This is a genomic window from Cupriavidus sp. HE11 (genome assembly GCF_056097175.1).
In genome coordinates this window covers 641,668-659,239 of record NZ_CP184464.1, presented here as the reverse complement: position 1 = coordinate 659,239, position 17,572 = coordinate 641,668, and the positions used below count along the sequence as shown (strand labels likewise).

The following is a 17,572-nucleotide window of genomic DNA, read 5'->3' as shown; positions in this document are numbered from 1 at the left end:
GATCAGGGCTGGCGCGAGCGGCGTCGCGCCATGACCAGGTCCACTGCATCCATCAGGGCGTCATAGAGCCGCAGCAGGCCCTGGTAGCCCATCTCCATGACTTCCTTGAGGCTGCGCAGCGGCGCGTCCACGCGCTCGTCGTCCAGCCAGTCGACCCAGGCGTCGGCGCGGCCGAACGTGCACTGGATCAATTGCGTCTCGCGCGCCATGGTCAGGTCTTCCATGCGCACGCCGAGATGGCGGTTCACGTTGCGCGTGACCACGGCCGGAAAGTGATACGTGCGTGGTCCGCGCGACAGGCACACGCCCACGCGCGCGCCTTCCTGCAGCGGCACGTCGATCGGCAGCACCACGCCCAGCCCGCCAATCGAGTAGTTCTCCGTCTTGCAGGCCAGCGTGCGGCCGTCGGGCAGCAGCAGCGTCGCGGGCACGCGCATCGGGATGCGGTGCGAAACGCGCACCTGGCGTGCCTCGCGTGCCACGCCGATGGCCGCGCCCAGCATCATCAGGTTGAACAGCGCCCACGCCATGTTCATCAGCACCGTGGCCGGCTCCTCGGTGCCCCAGAACAGCAGCCGCGCAATGCCCGCGCCAAGCCCGATCACGTTCAGGGCCAGCAGGAACAGGTAGGGCTTGGAGATGGTCCAGTCCAGGTAGTCGTCGGCAATCTGGCCGCCCTTGGCGGTCACGTTGAACTTGCCCGCGCGGGGGTTGATGAAGGCCACGGTCGTGGGCAGTACGATGTACCACGCCAGCACCGACTCGTAGACCTCGGCCCAGAACGAATGGCGGTAGCGCCCCTGCAGCCGCGAGTTGGTGATGTTGGCGATCAGCAGGTAAGGCAGCACATAGGCCATGATCAGCAGCGCCGACGTGTTGATCACATGCAGGCCGAAGTACAGGTACGCGATCGGCATCGTCAGGAAGATCAGCCGGGGGATGCCGTAGAAGAAGTGCAGCATGGCGTTGCTGTAGCACAGACGCTGGAAGAACTTCAGGCCGCGGCCCAGCATAGGGTTGTCCAGCCGGAAGATCTGCGCCATGCCGCGTGCCCAGCGGATGCGCTGGCCGATATGGCCGGACAGGCTTTCCGTGGCAAGCCCCGCCGCCTGCACGGTGCGCAGGTACGCGCTGTTGTAGCCGCGCCGGTGCAGCTTCAGCGCCGTGTGCGCGTCTTCGGTCACGGTCTCCACGGCAATGCCGCCGATTTCCAGCAGCGGCGCGCGCTTGATCACCGCGCAAGACCCGCAGAAGAACGTGGCGTTCCAGAAATCGTTGCCGTCCTGGATCAGCCCGTAGAACAGGCTGCCTTCATTGGGCACGCGGCGGAACGTGTCGAAGTTGCGCTCGAACGGATCGGGCGAAAAGAAGTGATGAGGCGTCTGCACCAGCGCGCACTTGGGGTCGGACAGGAATTCGCCCATCGTCATCTGCAGGAACGAGCGCGTGGGGATGTGATCGCAGTCGAAGATGGCAATGTAGTCGCCGTCGGTCTTCGGCAGCGCCGCATTGATGTTGCCGGCCTTGGCGTGGCGGTTGTCGGTGCGGGTCAGGTAGCCGACGCCAGCGGCCTCGGCAAACTCCCGGATATGCGGGCGGCGGCCATCGTCGAGGATGTAGACCCGCAGCTTGTCTGCCGGCCAGTCCATGCTGCGCGCAGCGTAGACGGTGGGCTGGATCACGCTCAGCGACTCGTTGTAGGTCGGGATAAAGACGTCCACGGTCGGCCATTGCCCGGGGTCGGCCGGCAGCGCCTTGGGCTTGCGGTGCAGCGGCCAGGCCGTCTGCAGATAGCCCAGCGCCAGCACGATCCACGTATAGATTTCGGCCGCGTACAGCACGTAGCCTACCGCGGCCTCGATGGCGCTGGCGAACTGCAACGTCTGGGTCGATCGCCACCAGATATAGCGGCCCGCCATCAGCGTGGAAATGGCGATCATCGTGATCGTGGCAAGGTGCCCCGGTATGCGTCGCACCACGCTCAACACTAGCCAGACCACCGCGAACAGCAGCACCTGGTCTTCGAAGCGCAGCGGCGTGGTGCTGACGGCGAGAACGGTGATGGCGGCCAGTACCAGCGACACCGGCAGCACGAACGGGATGCGGCCCACGCGCGCCGACACCGCCTCCGTGACATACGCTACGCGATTCCAGTCAGGGCGCGGCAGGTGCGTCAGCACCTTGTGCCGCAACCGCGACGTGGCATGCCACACCGGCTCCAGCACGCGATCCATCCACCGGCGCAGCCAGCCGGTGCGTTCAGGCTGCACCGCAGCGCGCTGCTTGCGCGGGTCTGCGGCAAGCCGCACGCGTGGCTTGGGCGGGCGGACGAACAGGCGCCAGGCCCAGGTGCCGGCCGACGGGCGCTTGCCAATGCCCAGGCGCGCCACCGAGCGCCGGTAGATCAGCGTGGCCCACTCCGCGGGAATGTCGGGCTTGCCGGGGCGTGGCGGACGGAAGAACAGACGCAGCAGCCAGTCGCCGGCATGGGGCACCGGACTGGTGCTGGTGCCTACGCCCAGATCGCGCGCCAGCCGCTGGCGGGCCGACGCCATCCACTGCCACGTCCGGGCCATGCGCGTGCTCATGCCGGGCTCCCTGTCAGTGCTCTCGATTCGATCCACGCCGACAGCCACGACGCCAGCCCGTTCAGGTCGTGCGCGGCCTGCGAATGCGGCGTGCTGCGGCTGAAGCACTCGCTGCGCGCCAGTGCTTCGGGCACGCTGCTGTCTTCATGCACGTGGTAGGGCAGCATGGCCAGGCCCAGCGTTGCCTGCAGCATGGCGACGATATCGACGTGCAACTGCCGCGCCGGCTGCAGCCGCGTCGCCAGATAGCGTACGGTCTTGCCACGCGCGGCCAGGCTGTCGGTCAGGCGACGCAGCGTCAGGCAGGTTTCAGGCTGGGCCGGCACCAGTACCAGCACCAGGTCGGCTGCATCGATGGCCTGGTCGGCATACGCCGAAGGCCAGGGGGCGGTGTCGATCAGCACGGCGCTGCGCGACGGCAGGTCCACCTGTGCGACCTGGCGCGCCAGCCAGTTGGCGGCCAGCCGTTCGATGGCCCCCAGTTCGGCGCTGTCGCCCCATGGCACAAACAGCACGCCATCGTCGCTGCGCTGTCCGCTGGCTGCCCATGCCGACGGCGACGCATCGTGCAGATGGGTGCCGATGCCATTGGCCGGGATATCGCGCAGGCCGAAGTGGAAGCCCAGCACGTTGCGCGGGTCGCATTCCACTGCCAGCACGGCATGCTTGCGCCACGTCAGCAGCGACGCCAGTTCGGCGGTCAGCGTGCTGCGGCCGGCCCCGCCCGTGGTGGAGACGATGGCGATGGTGGCGGCTTCGGCCTGAACCGGCGCAGGCGTCGACGCGCTGATGGGTGTGCTCATCGGCGTGCTCATCGGCGTCCCCCGCCAGACTGACGCTTGCCGCGGATCACCAGCGCATCGAGTTGCGGCGGCAGCCGTACGGCGCGGCGCGGCCGTGGTGCGGTCCAGCGCGGCAGCCAGCGCAGCAGGTCGAAGCGCCAGGTCAGCCAGGCCAGCGGCGCGGCCAGGATCAATCCCCAGATGAAGTAGCCAAGAAAGGTTGCCATGATCAGCCCTGACGTTTGAGGGGCACCGGATGATGCTCGGGCAGCGCGCGTGGTGCCGCACTCGGGCCGGCGCGTCGCGGCGCCATCAGGGGCAGCGTGACTGGTGCCGCTTCCGGTGCGGGTGCGATGGCAGGGGCCGCGGCGTCCACGGGTGCCGCATTTTCCGGAACCGGTTGCGGCGGCAGCCATGTGCTGTAGTCGGGCGGCGGAATCTCGGCGATCTCGGCCTCGAACCGCGCCAGCTCGGCGGCAATCGATTCGTTGTCGCCGCTGCGCAGGTCGCCCTGGAACAGGTCGGCCATCGGGCGCCTGAACACGCGCTGGCAGACCGCGTCCACATCGTCCATGCGGCAGGCGAAGAAGAATGCATAGAGACTGTCGCTGCCGGCCGTGCACAGGTCGCCTGCGCGGCTCATCTGGCAGGCGCGCAGCGCGTCGATATGGGCCACTTCGGGCAGCAGCGGCAACTGCAGCAGTACATGCGGCAGGCGGATCATGCGGCTACGCTCGACAGCATCGCGTACCAGCGCAATGAAGGTGGATGCCGTGACATAGCCGCTGGCCGTGGTGGTCAACACGGCCGACAGGGCGTTGTGGTAGTCCGCCAGGATCGGCCGCGAGAACACCTGGCCCTGCAGCCCGTCGATCATGGCCTGCATGCGGGCGAACGGCGTGCGCTGCGCAACCACGGCGTTGGCGCCCAGGTTCAGCATCAGCAGCTCGTAGTGCTGGCGCATGGCCTCGCGATCCTCGCGAATCACGATCTTGAGCGCACGTCCGGCACTGCGGCGCAGCCGGTGGACCTGGCCGGCCAGGGTCTCCAGGTCGCGCATGCCGGCATAGTGCAGGATCACCGTGGCGGCTACCGACTTGCTGGCAGTGGCGACGGCGGCCTCGTTGCTGTCCACTACGCGCCAGTCCTCGGGGATGTAACGCTCGCGCAGTACCGCCTCGCGGCTGGCGATCACCCGCTGCTCGTCGGGTGCCAGCATGCCGGCTTCCTCGATCGCGTCGCTATAGGTGTCCGATGCCACCATCAGGCGATGCTCGTTGGGCGCGAAACGCAGTCGCAGCACCTCGCCGGCCACCACGGCCTGGTTGTCGCGCCAGAAGGCCACCTCCCAGGTGTACTGGCCCTGCTGCTGCGACAGTTGCACCGCGCCGGCAAAGCGACCGTGAAAACCGTGCAGGTCCGGTGCCGGATGTCCGTCATCGGCGGCCGGCGGTGCCAGCACCAGCAGCAGTGCGCAGCGTTCGCCCGCGCACCATTCGCTGAGCCGCACGCCGTCAAGTGCCAGCGCCGTTGCGTCGTGCCAGGTGAAGAATGCTTCCGCGCCCTCCAGCAGGAAGGTCGTGCCGCGCGCACCGCACTGCTCGACGAGTGCGTCCAGCGCTTCGATCAGCGCGTCGATGCCGGTGCGCCCGGCGGCCGGCCGCAAGGCGCACAGGTTGGCCCGCGCGTGGAGCGCGCGGTTCACCTCGATATCGAGGCCATGCTCGCGCAGCGCAGCGGCGATGTTGTCGGCGTCGCGCGTGGACAGCACGCAGGCGGGGCCGCGCAGTGCGGTGGCGGCGGTTTGCCAGAACAGCGCATCGCGTGCCGGCGACGGGCGGGCATAGACCACGTGCGCACGGCCTGGCGCCAGCGTGGCAAGGGCCGGAGCCAGGCCTTCGATGGCAAGCGTTGCGCGCGCGTGCAGCCGCGCGGTCAGCGGCGTGCGCTGCGGTGCAGTGCGGGTTGGGGCGGAGGTGCGTACGGCGTCGTTCATCGCGGGTCCCTGGCTCATGGTGCCGCTCAATAGGCCGAATATGGCCGCACGGGCGTTGGCGGGAACGGCACCGGCAGCTGTCGCTTGTCGAACAGATAGCGCAGCCAGGCCATGGCGCGATTCGGCGCGTAGTCACGCGAGCGGTCGATCGAGAATCCGGCGCCAACCACCCAGTGCGGCGCAAACGTGTATTCGACCGTCGCGCCAAGCGTGTAGCTGAAGCCGCCGCCCGATCCACCGCCGTAGGTGGCGTTGCCGCTCAGTGCCTGCAGGTCCGGCCGCGTCGGGAAGAACGGGGCGGCGTCTTCATAGGTCCACGACCATCCGGCGGAGCCCAGCAGGCGCCACGACCACTTGGCGTAGCGGCCGGTCCAGTCCAGTGGCACGCCGATCGAAATATAGCGCTGCGGGCTGTAGTAGCCCCCATGTCCAAACGTGTAGAAGCGCTGGTTGTCCGAGTAGTGCCACCAGTTGAAGACAAGACCGCTCGTCACACGCTGGTCGCGCTTTGCGTAGACCGGCACGTCGAATCCTGTCCGCAGCGTCACTTCGCGGTTGTTCTTGACGTTGTCACCAGTGTAGAGGCCGGCGCCGACGTCGGCAAACAGCCCCAGGCGGCCCACGTCGCGCGCATATCGCAAGTGGACGCCATTGCGCACGATGCCACCCCAGTGCTCGCCCGTGACCGGATCGCGCGCGCCAGCGTACGAGATCAGCGAACTTGTCTGCGCGCGGCGCGACACATCGACGGTCACCGACTGCACCCCCAGGTCGGCCCGATACCGCAGGCCGCCCACCACCGTGGTCTCCAGGAAGCCGAGCGGCGTGGTGCCGATATCGGCGCGCCAGCTGTTATAGGCGCCGTCGTATTCGTAGCCGGCGGCCAGGGCCACGCCCTTGTCGGTCTGGCCGATGTTGCCCAGCCCGGCATTGCCGAGCGCGGGAATCTTGCCGAACTCCAGGCTGCTTGCCGGTGCCCCGCCGCGCAGCGTGCCGGCATCGAGCAGCACCGTGTCTGCATGGAAGAAGGCGTGGCCAGTGTAGCCGTGCGGAATGCGCACATAGAGCGGAATCTCGGTGGCGTGCAACCGCGAGATGCCGTCGTCGCCCGACTTGTTCGACTGCATGACGGCGGTAGCCACTTCGCCCTGGCGGCGCGCCTCCAGGCCGGCCAGCGCGCGCTGGGCCGGGGTGCCGTCGGGGCCGGGCAGCACGCTTTCGCGCTGCTCCAGCGGCAGGGCCGCTCGATAAATGCCGGCGGCTTCGTCGAAATCGCCGCGCGACTGCGCAATGCGGCCGCGTTGCATGGTGATGTCGGCGCGGTTCGGAAAACGCGCATCCAGGTCGTCCACCACTTGCGCCGCTTCGTCCTCATGCCGCATCGCGGTGAAGCGGCGCGCCACCGACAGCCGGGTATCGATATCGTCTTCCGGTGTTTCTGCCAGCACCGTGCGCACGATATCGAGCGCCTGGCCTGTCTGGCCCATCAGTTCGTACTGGCGTGCCAGCGTGAGCTGGGCACCGGCATCGTGCGGCCGCGTAGCCAGCACCTGGCGCGCGGCTTCTGCCGCACCCTTGTAGTCGCCAGCGGCCTGCCGCAGGTCCGCCAGCTCCAGCAGCCAGCGCCGGTCGGTCTGCTGTTCGGCCGGCACGGTGTACAGCACCTGTTGGGCGCGCCGCAGGTCGCCTGCCGCGATCTGGCGATCGGTCTCGCGCAGCGCCAGCCGCAGCGACTGGTCGGCAAAATCCGCGCGCTGTTCGGCGGTAATACCGGGCAGGGCGGTCGATTCGGCGATCCATTGACGCAGGGCTTCGTCGCGGTCGGCGGCCGCCAGCAGTTCGCCGTAGCGCAGGCGGATATCGAGATTGGGTTCCTGCGGATGGGCGGCCAGCCAGTCGCTGACCAGGCGCAGGCCCTTGTCGGTTTCGCCCAGCGCAATCCATTCGCGGCCGATCGACGCCAGCATATGTGGATCGTCGCTGGCTTCGACGGCCGCCTGGTCCAGCAGTCGGCGCGCTTCGTCGTCACGGCCTTCGGCCACGCGCTGGCGCGCATCGCGCAGCATCTGCTGGGCGGCCAGGTTGTGGGCCAGATTGCGCATGCCTTCGGAGCGGCCGGCTTCGGGCACGGCGGCCAGCGTCGCGGCTGCCCCGTCGATATCGTCGACACTGTTCAGATAGAGCGCGCTGGCATAGCGCATCTCGTTGCCGGGCGCGGCGCGCATGCCATCGTCCATGACGCTGCGGCCCAGCGCAGGCAGGGCCAGGTCACGATAGACGCGCGCCAGCGTGAAGCGCATCCACGGGTCGTCGGGCCGCAGGCGGATTGCCTCTTCCAGGTCGCGGATGGCCGGGCTGCGCTTCTGCCGGGCCAGCGACTGGTCCGCGCGTACCGACAGCAGGTCGGCCCGCATGGCGCGCAGCTCGGCTTCCGACCCTTTCATGCGCGACGCCTGGCTGGCGATCAGCGGCTCCACTTCGGTATCGCGGCCTTCCTTCTGCAGGATACCCACCAGCGTGCGCAGCGCGCTGATGTCTGGCTTGGGCCGCGCCAGCATCTGCCGCAGCAGCGTCTCGGCTTCGCGATTCTTGTTCTGGGCGACGAGCGCTTCGGCCAGGATGTTCTGTGCATCCTCGTTGCCCGGCTGCTGGGCCAGCGCCTGGCGTGCGAGCTGTTCGGCCTCGGTGGGCTTGCCCTGGCGGTTGGCCTCGCGCGCCTTGGCCACCGTGCCCCAGAACGTGGCGGTAGCAATCAGGCTGCGCCATTTGTTGCTGGGATCGATCTGGTTGGCGCGCGTGAACAGTTCGCGGGCCTCGTCGTGCCGGCCTTCGCGCAGGCGCACCAGCCCCAGGCCGCCCACCACTTCGGCATCGTTACGGCGCTTCTGGTAGGCCTGCTGCAGCGCGATGTCGGCGTCCTTGAGCTGGCCGCGCTCCAGTTGCGCCAGTCCGCGTTGTCGTGCCCGGTAGGCGGGGTCGGCTTCCAGCTGCTTCTGCGCCGCCACCTTCTTGCCCAGCGCGGCAACTGTGTCCTGCGCGGCCTTGTCGTCGGGCGCTTCCTTCAGATAGCGCTCGAACCAGACGTAGTAGGCGGGATCCTGGTTGACGCGGTACAGCGTGCGCCGCCAGATATCGAGTGCCGTGGTGCGGTCGCCTTCGGGCCGTTGCGTCACTTCGTACAGCAGGGCGATGCCTTCCTGCCGGGTGGCCTCGCGGTCGGTCAGCAGGTCGCCCAGCGCAAGCTTGAGCTGCATGTCGTCCGGGTTGGCGCGCGAGCGCTGGCGCAGTTCGGCGATGGCCCGCGTGCGTCCGTCCGGCGTGCCAGCCAGGATGCGATAGTAGTCGCGCGCCAGGCTGCCGGCCGGGGCGCCGCGCGGGAACAGCTTCTGCAGCCGCTGCACCGCCTCGTTGTCCTGTCCGCTGCGCGATAGCAGCCGGACATTCGCCATCTCGCGCTTGTCGCGCGTGGCGATGCGGTATGCGTCTTCGAGTTCCTGCGTGGCGGGGCTGTCGGGCGCCACGGCGCGCAGCTTCTTGAGCTGTTTCTCGGCCTCCGCAGGCCGGTTCGAGCGGATTTCTATCAGGCCCAGCAGCTTCAGGGCCTCGGGCTGGTTCGGGTCGATCAGCAGGGCTTTGTCCAGGACGCCGCGCGCCATGTCAGTCCGGTTCCGGGCCTCCCACATCCTTGCGGACGCCAGCAGCTGCGCCATCTGTGGAGAAGGCGCGGCGCGCGAGGCGGGGACGGGGTCTGCGGCAAGGGCAGGCATGGCGGAACTGGCCAGCAACAGCGCCAGCGTGGAGGCTAGCGCGTTGCGGGGCATGTGGATTTCCAGGCCGGCACCAGCGTGCCGTCCGCTTCGAAGCGGAAGTGTCCGTCAAGATGGCCCAGGCCGAACAGCGCCAGCACCTGGCTGTAGTAGCCGAGCGGCGTCTGCGTGCCCAGCGTGCGCACGCGGCCCGCCTGCGCGCTTGCCGCATCGCCCAGGCCCAGGGCGGCCAGGTAGGGGGCCACGGCGGCCGAGAAGCCCGCGTTGCCGGCGTTGGGGCCGAACGTGCCAGCCTGTGTGTCGACGTGCTCGGGCGGGTGGCCGTGGGTGACCACATAGTCGGCCATCGGGCGGAAGGCGTGCAGGACAGAGGTTCGAGACGGATCTCGGGCGGCGGTCATGCCGGCCCACAGGTAGACGCGGATCGCGTTGTACGAGCCGTCGGCCTTCGTCTCGGTGTCGGGCTGGAAGCCATGGCCCTTCCGGTAGACGACCCAGTCCGGCGAGAACCCCTTCGGGGCCGTATCGACGATCAGCCGCGCCGAGGTATCGGCCAGCGTCTTCCAGCCGCCGTCTTCGGCGCCTAGCACGGCCGCCAGCCGGCGCATCACGGGTAGCGGCACATAGCTCGGGTTCAGTCGCCAGGTGTCGGGCGCGGGATGAAATCCGGCCGGGCCGGGCAGCAGCGTCCGGCCCAGGCCCGGCAGCACGGCCGTTTCCTCGCGTAACACGCGCCGCGCCACCACGGTGCCCAGCGCGGTGTAGCGCCGCTCGTTCCAGAGCCGGCCGGCTTCCAGCAGCGCGTAGGCGATCCACAGGTCGGCGTCCGATGCCGGATTCGGGTCGATCACGCCCCAGGTGCCGGCGGGCTCTCCCTCGGTGCGCTTGCCCCAGACCCAGGCAGGCAGATGAGTCGTCAGGTCGCCCTGGGCGAGGTTGTTCTCGGTCCAGGCCAGCAGCTTGTCGAAGGTGGCGCGGTCGTTGGCAACCAGCGCGAAGAACAGCCCGTAGGATTGTCCTTCGGACACCGTGACCTGCTGGCTGGTGCTGGCATCGATCACGCGACCGTCCTGGCTGATCGTGTCGCGGCGGAAGGCGTCCCAGTCCGCCCACGGGCATTGGGCCGCCATGGCGGACAAGGCCGCGCCGCCCATCGCGCAAGCAATGGCGCAGCGCAGGGATACGCGTCGCAGCCAGGCCCGTGCCGGCCGCATGTCAGCCTCCGTTGCGGCGTGCCGCCAGACGGCTCAGCGCCCAGAACAACGTCAGCGCCACCAGAAGGCCGGCCAGGATGCCCGCAATCGCCAGCAGGGCAGGGTGCGCCGACATCTGCATCCACAGGCGCGCGTACCAGGGCAGGTTGCCGACATAGTAGGTCTCGCCCAGGCGCAGGCCCTCCAGGTCGCGCTGGCGGATCACGGTCAGGTCGCCACGGATCTGTGCCACCTTGCCCGGGTCCTCCAGCACGTCGAGCACATCGCGTACGCGGTCGTCGGTCGAGGCGGTCAGTGCCACCACGCTGCGGCGTTCGGCATAGGGCGATTCGAAGCCGATCAGTGCCGCCAGCGGGCCATCGGCAGTCAGGATCGCGCGTCCGGCCGGCGAGATGTTCTCGGCGTCCAGGCCGCTCAGCCAGTTCGACCAGGCGTGCGAACGCTGGTCGCGCAAGGCGATCTCGGTCTTGCCGCGCTCGATCAGCAGCGGCAGCGACTTGCCCCATTGCTGCAGTACCTGCGCGGCGCTGCCGGTACCGATAATCACCAGGTCGCGATCCTTGACCGAGTCGATGGCCTTGGCCGGCGTCACGGTCACGCGCAGCGACGGCAGTCCGGTCCACTTGCCCATATGGCCCAGTACGGTCAGCAGGGCTTCCTGGTCGATGGTGCCCGGCGCGTCGGGAATCACCACGGCGGTATCGGCCAGGTCGGCCATCCGCGTGAACGGGTAGCCGCTATTGGCGAAGAACGCCAGGTTCGGAAGCCGCGCGTAGTGCAGGAAGCCGCTGAAGTCGATCGACGAGTCGGGGTCCACCGCGGCGCGTGCCACGTTGGCGGCGCTGGACGAACAGAGCCCGGTCTTCTGCGAATCGATGTGGAAGCGGAACTGCATCTGGTTGTTGCTGCCTACGCGGAACGCCGGGATCAGGATCTCGTTGCTGACGCTGGCGCTGCCGCCGGACAGCAGCGGCACGCTGACCAGGTTCTCGTCGGTCTGCGCGGTCAGCGGCTTGAGCCGGTACGACCGCACGAGCTGGTCGTTCACGTCGATGCTGAGTACCGAGTCGTTGTAGGTGGAAGGCGCCGTGTAGCGGTATTTCATGTTCATCGGCACCGCGCGGTCATTCCAGCCGAACAGGTCGGCGGGCACCTTCAGGTTCACGCGGATCGCATCGGGGCTGGCGCCCGACACCTGCAGCTGCTGCGGATCGGTTACCAGTTCGCGGAACATCACCGGGCGATCCACCGGCGCCCAGGCCGGCGCGTCATAGGGCCGGCGCGGCTTGCCCAGGTCCACGGTCTTCACCATGGCGCTGGCGCCGGCCATGCCGGCCTTGCCCAATACCACCGCGTTGGCGGCCACTTCCAGTTCCTGGGGCGTGCGGCCGGCCAGCACCAGCAGCTTGCGCGCCGGGTTGGCGGGGTTCGGCACCACGCTGACGGTGGGGCCTTCGATCTTGTCGATGCGGATGCCGTCAGGCTGGGCGTTGGGCAGCACCAGCGCGATGGCGTGGGCGTCGGCCGGCGCGGTGCGCGTCACCGGGAAGCGCAGTTCGCGATAGCTTGCCAGCGCGCCCAGCCACGAAGCCACCACCCCCGCGGCGCGCAGCGTCACCGGATCGGCATTGGCCGGCAGTACGAAGGGCACGGTCACGCGACGGTTGTCGCGGCGGTCGAAGAATGGCGCGGGCAGCAGGGCCAGGTTGTCGGGCAGCGTGACGGTGGACTTGGTCAGCGTCAACGTGCTGGTGGGGCTGATATCGGTCCACAGGCTGGAGTGGTACGGGTCCTCGCAATGATCGAGCGTGTAGTGCGCGATCATCTGCACGTTGATGCGGTTGAAGTCGGTAAAGAAGCGCGGATCGAGGTCGATTTCGCGGGAAATCTGCTGGCCCGCATGCTGCTGGTCGAGCGGCAGCGTGGCCACCACTTCGTCATTGAGCCGGATCTTCAGGTGCGAGAGCGGATAGACCAGCGACGGCGAGTATGTAAAGACGAGCTTCAGCTTTGCTGCCGTCACCACCTCGTCGAGCCTGACCCCCACGTTGACGGTACGGTCGGGATCGACGCCGCGTAGGGGAATGGTGTAGTTGGCGCCCATCTGGGCGAAGGTCAGCGTTTGCGTCCGGCCGGGCGGCGGTGGCGCGGCATCCGTTGCTGCCGCTGGTGCGGCCGGTGTTGCCGGTGTTGCCGGTGCTGCCGGTGCTGCAGCCTGGGCGGCGGCTTCCTGGGGAAGTACGGTCGGAAGGAAGGCCAACAGGAAGGCCATTGGCATCACGGCCCTCCGCATGCAGCCACTTAGCAGGCCTGACACGAGTTCCGTCATATCGGGGCGCCCTGTGAATGTCGCGCAGCAAAAACTGCATTCGAGGAATACTGCGTGGCGAATATAGCACGCCACTTTCGGCCTGCAGCAAGGGTTTGCAGGAAGGGGCGACTGAATTAAGAAAGATTCAATTCATACGGCCGACAGTATCTAAAAACTTTTAATTGCTTCCTGCGGCGACCTCGCGAACGCCCGTGTAGGACCATGCCGAATTTGCATAAAGGCAGCGTCGGCCATGTGAAAAAATGCCGTTATTCCTCCTTTATTCAAAGAGAATCACCATGTCCGAAGCCGTCGTCCTGCTCAACGGGGATCTGCTCCCGCTGTCCGAAGCCCGCATTCCAGTACTCGATCGCGGGTTTATCTTTGGCGACGGCATCTATGAAGTGATTCCGATGTACAACGGCAAGCCGTTTCGCGGCGCGCAACACCTGGCGCGCCTGGCGCGGAGCCTGGCCGCGATCGGCATTCCGAACCCCTATGCCGAATCGGAATGGCTGGCGCAGATCGAGCGCGTGGTGCAGGCCAATGGCATGTCTGACCAGATGATCTACATGCAGGTCACGCGCGGTGTGGCAAAGCGCGCACATGCATTCCCGAAGGAAGTCACCCCGACCGTACTCATCATGACCAACCCGATGGCGCTCCCGCCGACGGCGTCGGTGGAGCAGGGCGTGGCCTGCGTGACGATGGAAGACCGTCGCTGGCTGAACTGCCAGATCAAGTCGACGTCGCTGCTGGGCAATGTGCTGGCCGCCCAGGTGGCCGCCGAAGCGGGCGTGACCGAGGCCATCCAGTTCCGCGATGGCATGCTGACCGAGGCATCCGCGTCCAACGTCTGGGTCGTGAAGCAGGGCCGTGTGGCCGCGCCTCCCAAGGACAACCTGATTCTGGAAGGTATCCGCTACGGCCTGATGGAAGAATTGTGTGCTGCAATGGACATTTCGTTCGAAGCCCGCCGCATCACCCGTGACGAGGTGTTTGGTGCGGACGAAGTGATGATCTCGTCGGCCAGCAAGGAACTGCTGCCGGTGGTGACGATCGACGGCAAGGCCATCGGCCCGGGCAAGCCCGGCCCGGTCTTCCAGCGCCTGTATGCCGCGTACCAGGCGGCCAAGGCGGCGCTGTAATCACATTCGCGCTGGCGCCGTGGGTGCGTGCTAGGATGGCCGCTGCGGGAGACCCCCGATAGGAGGCTGCTCATGGCCAAGCGCGAACGCAGCCGGCGCGTCATCAAGGAAGAGGTGAGCCGGCGGATTCAAAACATCGACGAGATCGCGGACGACGGCGCAAGGGTTCGGGTGCCTGACCCGGTGCCGCACGATCGCGATGCCAGTGGGCGCAACTGGGACATGGCCCGCTTTGGCAATGCGCGTGGCTACGAGGCGTCGATTCGCGCGGTGGTCGACGAGGTACGCGACGAGTTCGATCTGGTCGACGATCCCGCCAGCACGGTGCCGAACCCGTTCGGCGACTGAGGCGCCCCGGCGGTCCCCTGACTCACCTCAGGACGGCAGGCCGGTCGTGACCGGCTGGGGCTGCCATCCCTCGATGGCCTTGGCCGGCAATGGCTGGGCAAACAGGAATCCCTGCCCGACGTGGCACCCCTGGTCGAGCAGGAACTGGCGCTGATACGTACTGGTCACCCCTTCGGCCACGACATTCAGCTGCCGCGCACGGCCGATGCGGATCACGGCCTCCACCAGCGTGCGCGTGGCCTCGCTGGTTTCCAGATCCAGCAGGAAGCTGCGGTCCAGCTTGATTTCCTCCACCGGCAGGCGCGTGAGCTGGCTCAGGCTCGAAAACCCCGTTCCAAAATCGTCGATCGACAGCCGTACGCCCAGCCTGCGCAGTGCGCCAATGGTGGCTTCGGCCTCCGGCGTCTGTTCCAGAAAGACGCCTTCCGTGATTTCGATGGTCAGGGCGCCCGGCGGCAGGCCGTTCGACTCTAGCGCCTGGGCAACCAGATCGGGCAGGCCCGGGTCCCGGATGCAGATGGGCGACAGGTTGACCGACACCGCCGGCACGGCCGCGCCGGCGTCGCGCCAGCGCGCCAGCTGGGTGCAGGCTTCGCGCACGGCCCAGTAGCCGAGCGCCACGATCAGCCCCGATTCCTCTGCCAGCGGCACGAAGACCGACGGCGACACATCGCCGCGGCGCGGGTGCGGCCAGCGGGCCAGCGCTTCCACTGCCCAGAGGTTGCCGGTGCCCAGATGAATCTGCGGCTGGTAATGCATGCGCAGGCGACCATCGGCGATGGCTTCGCGCAACTCGCCTTCGAGCGTGCGGCGGTCGCCCAGGCGGCGGGCCAGCGCGGCATCGTAGAGGCAAACCTGTTTGCCGGGGTCCTGCAGCCGCTGGCGCTTGGCCTGGTAGACGGCCAGGTCGGCATGATGCAGCAGCGTTTCGCGGTCACGGGCCTGCTCGGTCAGCAGGCTGATGCCGATGCTGGCCGATGGCGACAGGCTGAGCCCGTGGCCGATAGCGACCGGCGCGCCCAGCGCCTGCAGCAGGTGCCGGGCGGCCGCCAGCGCTGTCTCGCAGGTGTGGTCCGGCAGCAGCACTGCGAATTCGTCGCCGGAGAGGCGGCCGACCATCGCATCGGCATGTTGATCCTGCGCCGTATGCTGCAGCCGCGTCGCCACCTCGATCAGGAACCGGTCTCCCGCCACATGGCCCTGGATATCGTTGACACGCTTGAAGTCATTGAGATCGATAAACAGCAGCGCCAGCGGCGTGCCGTCGGCATTGGCGCGGGCCACGGCGTCGTCGGTGCGCGCCAGCAGCAGCTGGCGATTGGGCAGTCCGGTCAGGGCGTCGTAGTAGGCGAGCCGGTGGATGCGTTCCTGCGCCAGGTCGCGCGACAGCGCCAGCGCGCACAGATCGGCGGCCACCGCCACCAGGTTTTCGTGAAAGGCATCGGGCAGCCGCGGCTCTGTAAAGCACAGGCCGAAGGTGCCCAGCACCCGGCCATCGGCGGCCCGTACCGGCGTGGACCAGCTTGCGGCCAGCCCGGCGGCCTGCGCCACGTCGCGCAATGTTTCCCAGCGCGGATCGCGGGAAATGTCGCCAACCGCCACGGGCTTGCCCAGAAAGGCGGCGGCGCCGCACGAGCCCGATTGCAGGCCGATCGGCATATTGTCCAGGGCCGCTACGGCGGCTGCGGCGGCGGACGGCATCGCCACATGCTTCAGGCGCCCGTCCGCCACGCGCATCACGGCGGCAATGGCGCCCGGCGCCATGCGCTCCACGCGGCGGCACAGGTCGGCCATGATGTCGGCGGTGGGCAGGTCGCGCGCCAGCGCTTCCAGCGTGCGATGCTGGATCGATTCGCGCACCTTGGTGGCGGTGATGTCGGTCAGTACGCTGACCGTGTTCGTCATGACGGCGGTCGGCGGCGGGGCCATGATCGGACTGACGGCCACCGACAGCCAGCGCGGCTGGCCGGCCTTGTCGGCCACCAGCGATTCATGCTGGAGCGGCTTGCCCTGCGCCAGCGGCGCCAGCAGGGCGCCAATCACGTCGGCACGCGCGTTGAGCGGTTTCAGCAGTTCATGCCAGAGCCGGCCCACCGCCTGATGCCGGGCATAGCCCAGCAGGCGCGCGAAACCGCCATTGACGTGGCAGATGATGCCGCGCCCGTCGGTGATCATGACCGGGTTCTCGGCGTGGTCCAGGCACAACGACAACATGCGCAATCCGGCCGGGCTCAGCGTTTCGCCACGCTCGTCCTGGTGATCGCACAGGAAGGCGGCGAACTGTACTTCCGATCCGGCGTCGCCATCCAGCGGCGCGAAGGCCGTTGTATGGATCCATACATGACGCTCGGTGTTGTCGGGCCGGGGGATGGCGATCTGGCGCGCGGCCTCGGTCTTGCCAGTGCCCGGCGCGCTGAGCGTGCCGAGCGACAGGGTGCTGGCGCATTGTCCGAGCACCGCCGATCGCTGGATACCCCACAACGCCTCGGCAGCGGCGTTGAACAGGGTGACCTGGTTGCGCGCGTTGACCGCGACCACGGCATCGATCGCCTGTTCCAGCGCCTGGGTACGCATCTGTCTGACTTTCTCGTTATCTTTGGGAATTCGCGGCGCGCTACCGGCAAGCTCCCTCGATTGCCGTCCCTCCGCGCGCACCCCGGGAGTGTAAGGCCGAATCCCTACTGCCGAAGGGCAGGGTTTGCCCGGTCTTTTGTAGAAATTGCAACGGCGCCAACCCCGCGCCGGGCGTGAGCGTTGCCGGGGGAGCGGGCCCGGCGTGCCGCCCGATGGGCGCGCGGGACGGGATTAGAGGGTTTGTTCGGTATCCGCGATATCCCAGTATCCCGGTATCCCGGTATCCCGGTATCCCGGTATCCCGGTTTCGGAGGGAGGCTAGTCCACCGACACGATGATGGCGACGCGCCGGTTCTCGGCGCGCCCGGCCGCGCTGCGGTTATCGGCGACCGGATGGCCCTTGCCCAGCCCACGCACTTCCAGGTGGTCGCGCGGAAAGCCGCAGGCCGCCAGCACGCGGGCCACGGCCTCGGCGCGGCGCCGGGACAGCAGCAGGTTGTATTCGACGGTGCCGGCGTCGTCCGTATGACCGTCGATGCGCAGCGATTCGATGCCGGCTTCGTGCAGCATGCGTCCCATGCGCTGCAGTGCTTCCTGGCGCTCGGGCGTGATCACGTCCTCGTCAAATCCGAACAGCACCTTGTGCGGCAGCCCCAGTTCCCAGCCGCTGTCGGTCAGCGCGAATCCCTGGCTTTTCAGGACCGCCACCTGGGCGGGGGTGAGCTTGCCCGGTGGGGGAGGACTGGCGCAGCCGGCAAGTACCAGGCACGCCGCCAGCATCGCCGCTGCGGCGTGGCGCAGGTACAGGCGGCGGGCGGCGTCGAACTCCGGCATACCGGGGGCA

Annotated in this window: 11 protein-coding genes; 2 read left to right on the top strand and 9 right to left on the bottom strand. The window is 68.1% G+C overall.

The window, feature by feature from the left end; translation table 11 throughout:
* Positions 1–2: 2 nt before the first annotated feature.
* From bcsA to bcsB, 7 genes are read right to left on the bottom strand one after another with little or no spacing between them, the layout of a single operon-like run.
* Positions 3–2,588, bottom strand: a complete 2,586-nt coding sequence (gene bcsA, locus ACOABP_RS03010; protein ID WP_474226904.1) for a UDP-forming cellulose synthase catalytic subunit — start codon at positions 2,586–2,588, stop codon at positions 3–5.
* On the bottom strand, positions 2,585–3,391 hold the full coding sequence (gene bcsQ, locus ACOABP_RS03005; RefSeq protein ID WP_474226903.1) for a cellulose biosynthesis protein BcsQ: 807 nt from the start codon (positions 3,389–3,391) through the stop codon (positions 2,585–2,587). Before bcsQ ends, bcsA begins: the two co-directional genes overlap by 4 nt.
* A gap of 8 nt (positions 3,392–3,399) precedes the next feature.
* The gene (locus ACOABP_RS03000) at positions 3,400–3,597 is read right to left on the bottom strand and encodes a hypothetical protein (RefSeq protein WP_101683087.1); all 198 of its coding nucleotides are present in this window, start codon (positions 3,595–3,597) and stop codon (positions 3,400–3,402) included.
* A 2-nt stretch (positions 3,598–3,599) separates the two neighbouring features.
* The gene (bcsE, locus tag ACOABP_RS02995; RefSeq protein WP_474226902.1) at positions 3,600–5,384 is read right to left on the bottom strand and encodes a cellulose biosynthesis protein BcsE; all 1,785 of its coding nucleotides are present in this window, start codon (positions 5,382–5,384) and stop codon (positions 3,600–3,602) included.
* An 8-nt stretch (positions 5,385–5,392) separates the two neighbouring features.
* A complete protein-coding gene (locus ACOABP_RS02990; RefSeq protein WP_474226901.1) occupies positions 5,393–9,187 on the bottom strand; it encodes a cellulose synthase subunit BcsC-related outer membrane protein in 3,795 nt (1,264 codons plus the stop codon).
* A complete protein-coding gene (gene bcsZ, locus ACOABP_RS02985) occupies positions 9,169–10,347 on the bottom strand; it encodes a cellulose synthase complex periplasmic endoglucanase BcsZ (protein WP_474226900.1) in 1,179 nt (392 codons plus the stop codon). Before bcsZ ends, ACOABP_RS02990 begins: the two co-directional genes overlap by 19 nt.
* Position 10,348: 1 nt before the next feature.
* Positions 10,349–12,625: a cellulose biosynthesis cyclic di-GMP-binding regulatory protein BcsB gene (gene bcsB / locus ACOABP_RS02980; protein WP_474226899.1), complete on the bottom strand. Its 2,277-nt coding sequence runs from the start codon at positions 12,623–12,625 to the stop codon at positions 10,349–10,351.
* A gap of 332 nt (positions 12,626–12,957) precedes the next feature.
* Between bcsB and ACOABP_RS02975 the strand changes: the two genes are divergently transcribed.
* Together ACOABP_RS02975 and ACOABP_RS02970 are read left to right on the top strand one after the other, a co-directional pair.
* On the top strand, positions 12,958–13,806 hold the full coding sequence (locus ACOABP_RS02975; RefSeq protein ID WP_474226898.1) for a D-amino acid aminotransferase: 849 nt from the start codon (positions 12,958–12,960) through the stop codon (positions 13,804–13,806).
* Between the two features lie 72 nt (positions 13,807–13,878).
* Positions 13,879–14,154: a hypothetical protein gene (locus ACOABP_RS02970; RefSeq protein ID WP_474226897.1), complete on the top strand. Its 276-nt coding sequence runs from the start codon at positions 13,879–13,881 to the stop codon at positions 14,152–14,154.
* 27 nt (positions 14,155–14,181) lie between these two features.
* On the opposite strand, the gene ACOABP_RS02965 is transcribed toward ACOABP_RS02970, so the two are convergent.
* Both ACOABP_RS02965 and yfiB read right to left on the bottom strand, forming a co-directional pair.
* A complete protein-coding gene (locus ACOABP_RS02965) occupies positions 14,182–16,728 on the bottom strand; it encodes an EAL domain-containing protein (RefSeq protein WP_474226896.1) in 2,547 nt (848 codons plus the stop codon).
* A gap of 318 nt (positions 16,729–17,046) precedes the next feature.
* Positions 17,047–17,562: an outer membrane lipoprotein YfiB gene (gene yfiB, locus ACOABP_RS02960; RefSeq protein ID WP_474226895.1), complete on the bottom strand. Its 516-nt coding sequence runs from the start codon at positions 17,560–17,562 to the stop codon at positions 17,047–17,049.
* Positions 17,563–17,572: the final 10 nt, after the last annotated feature.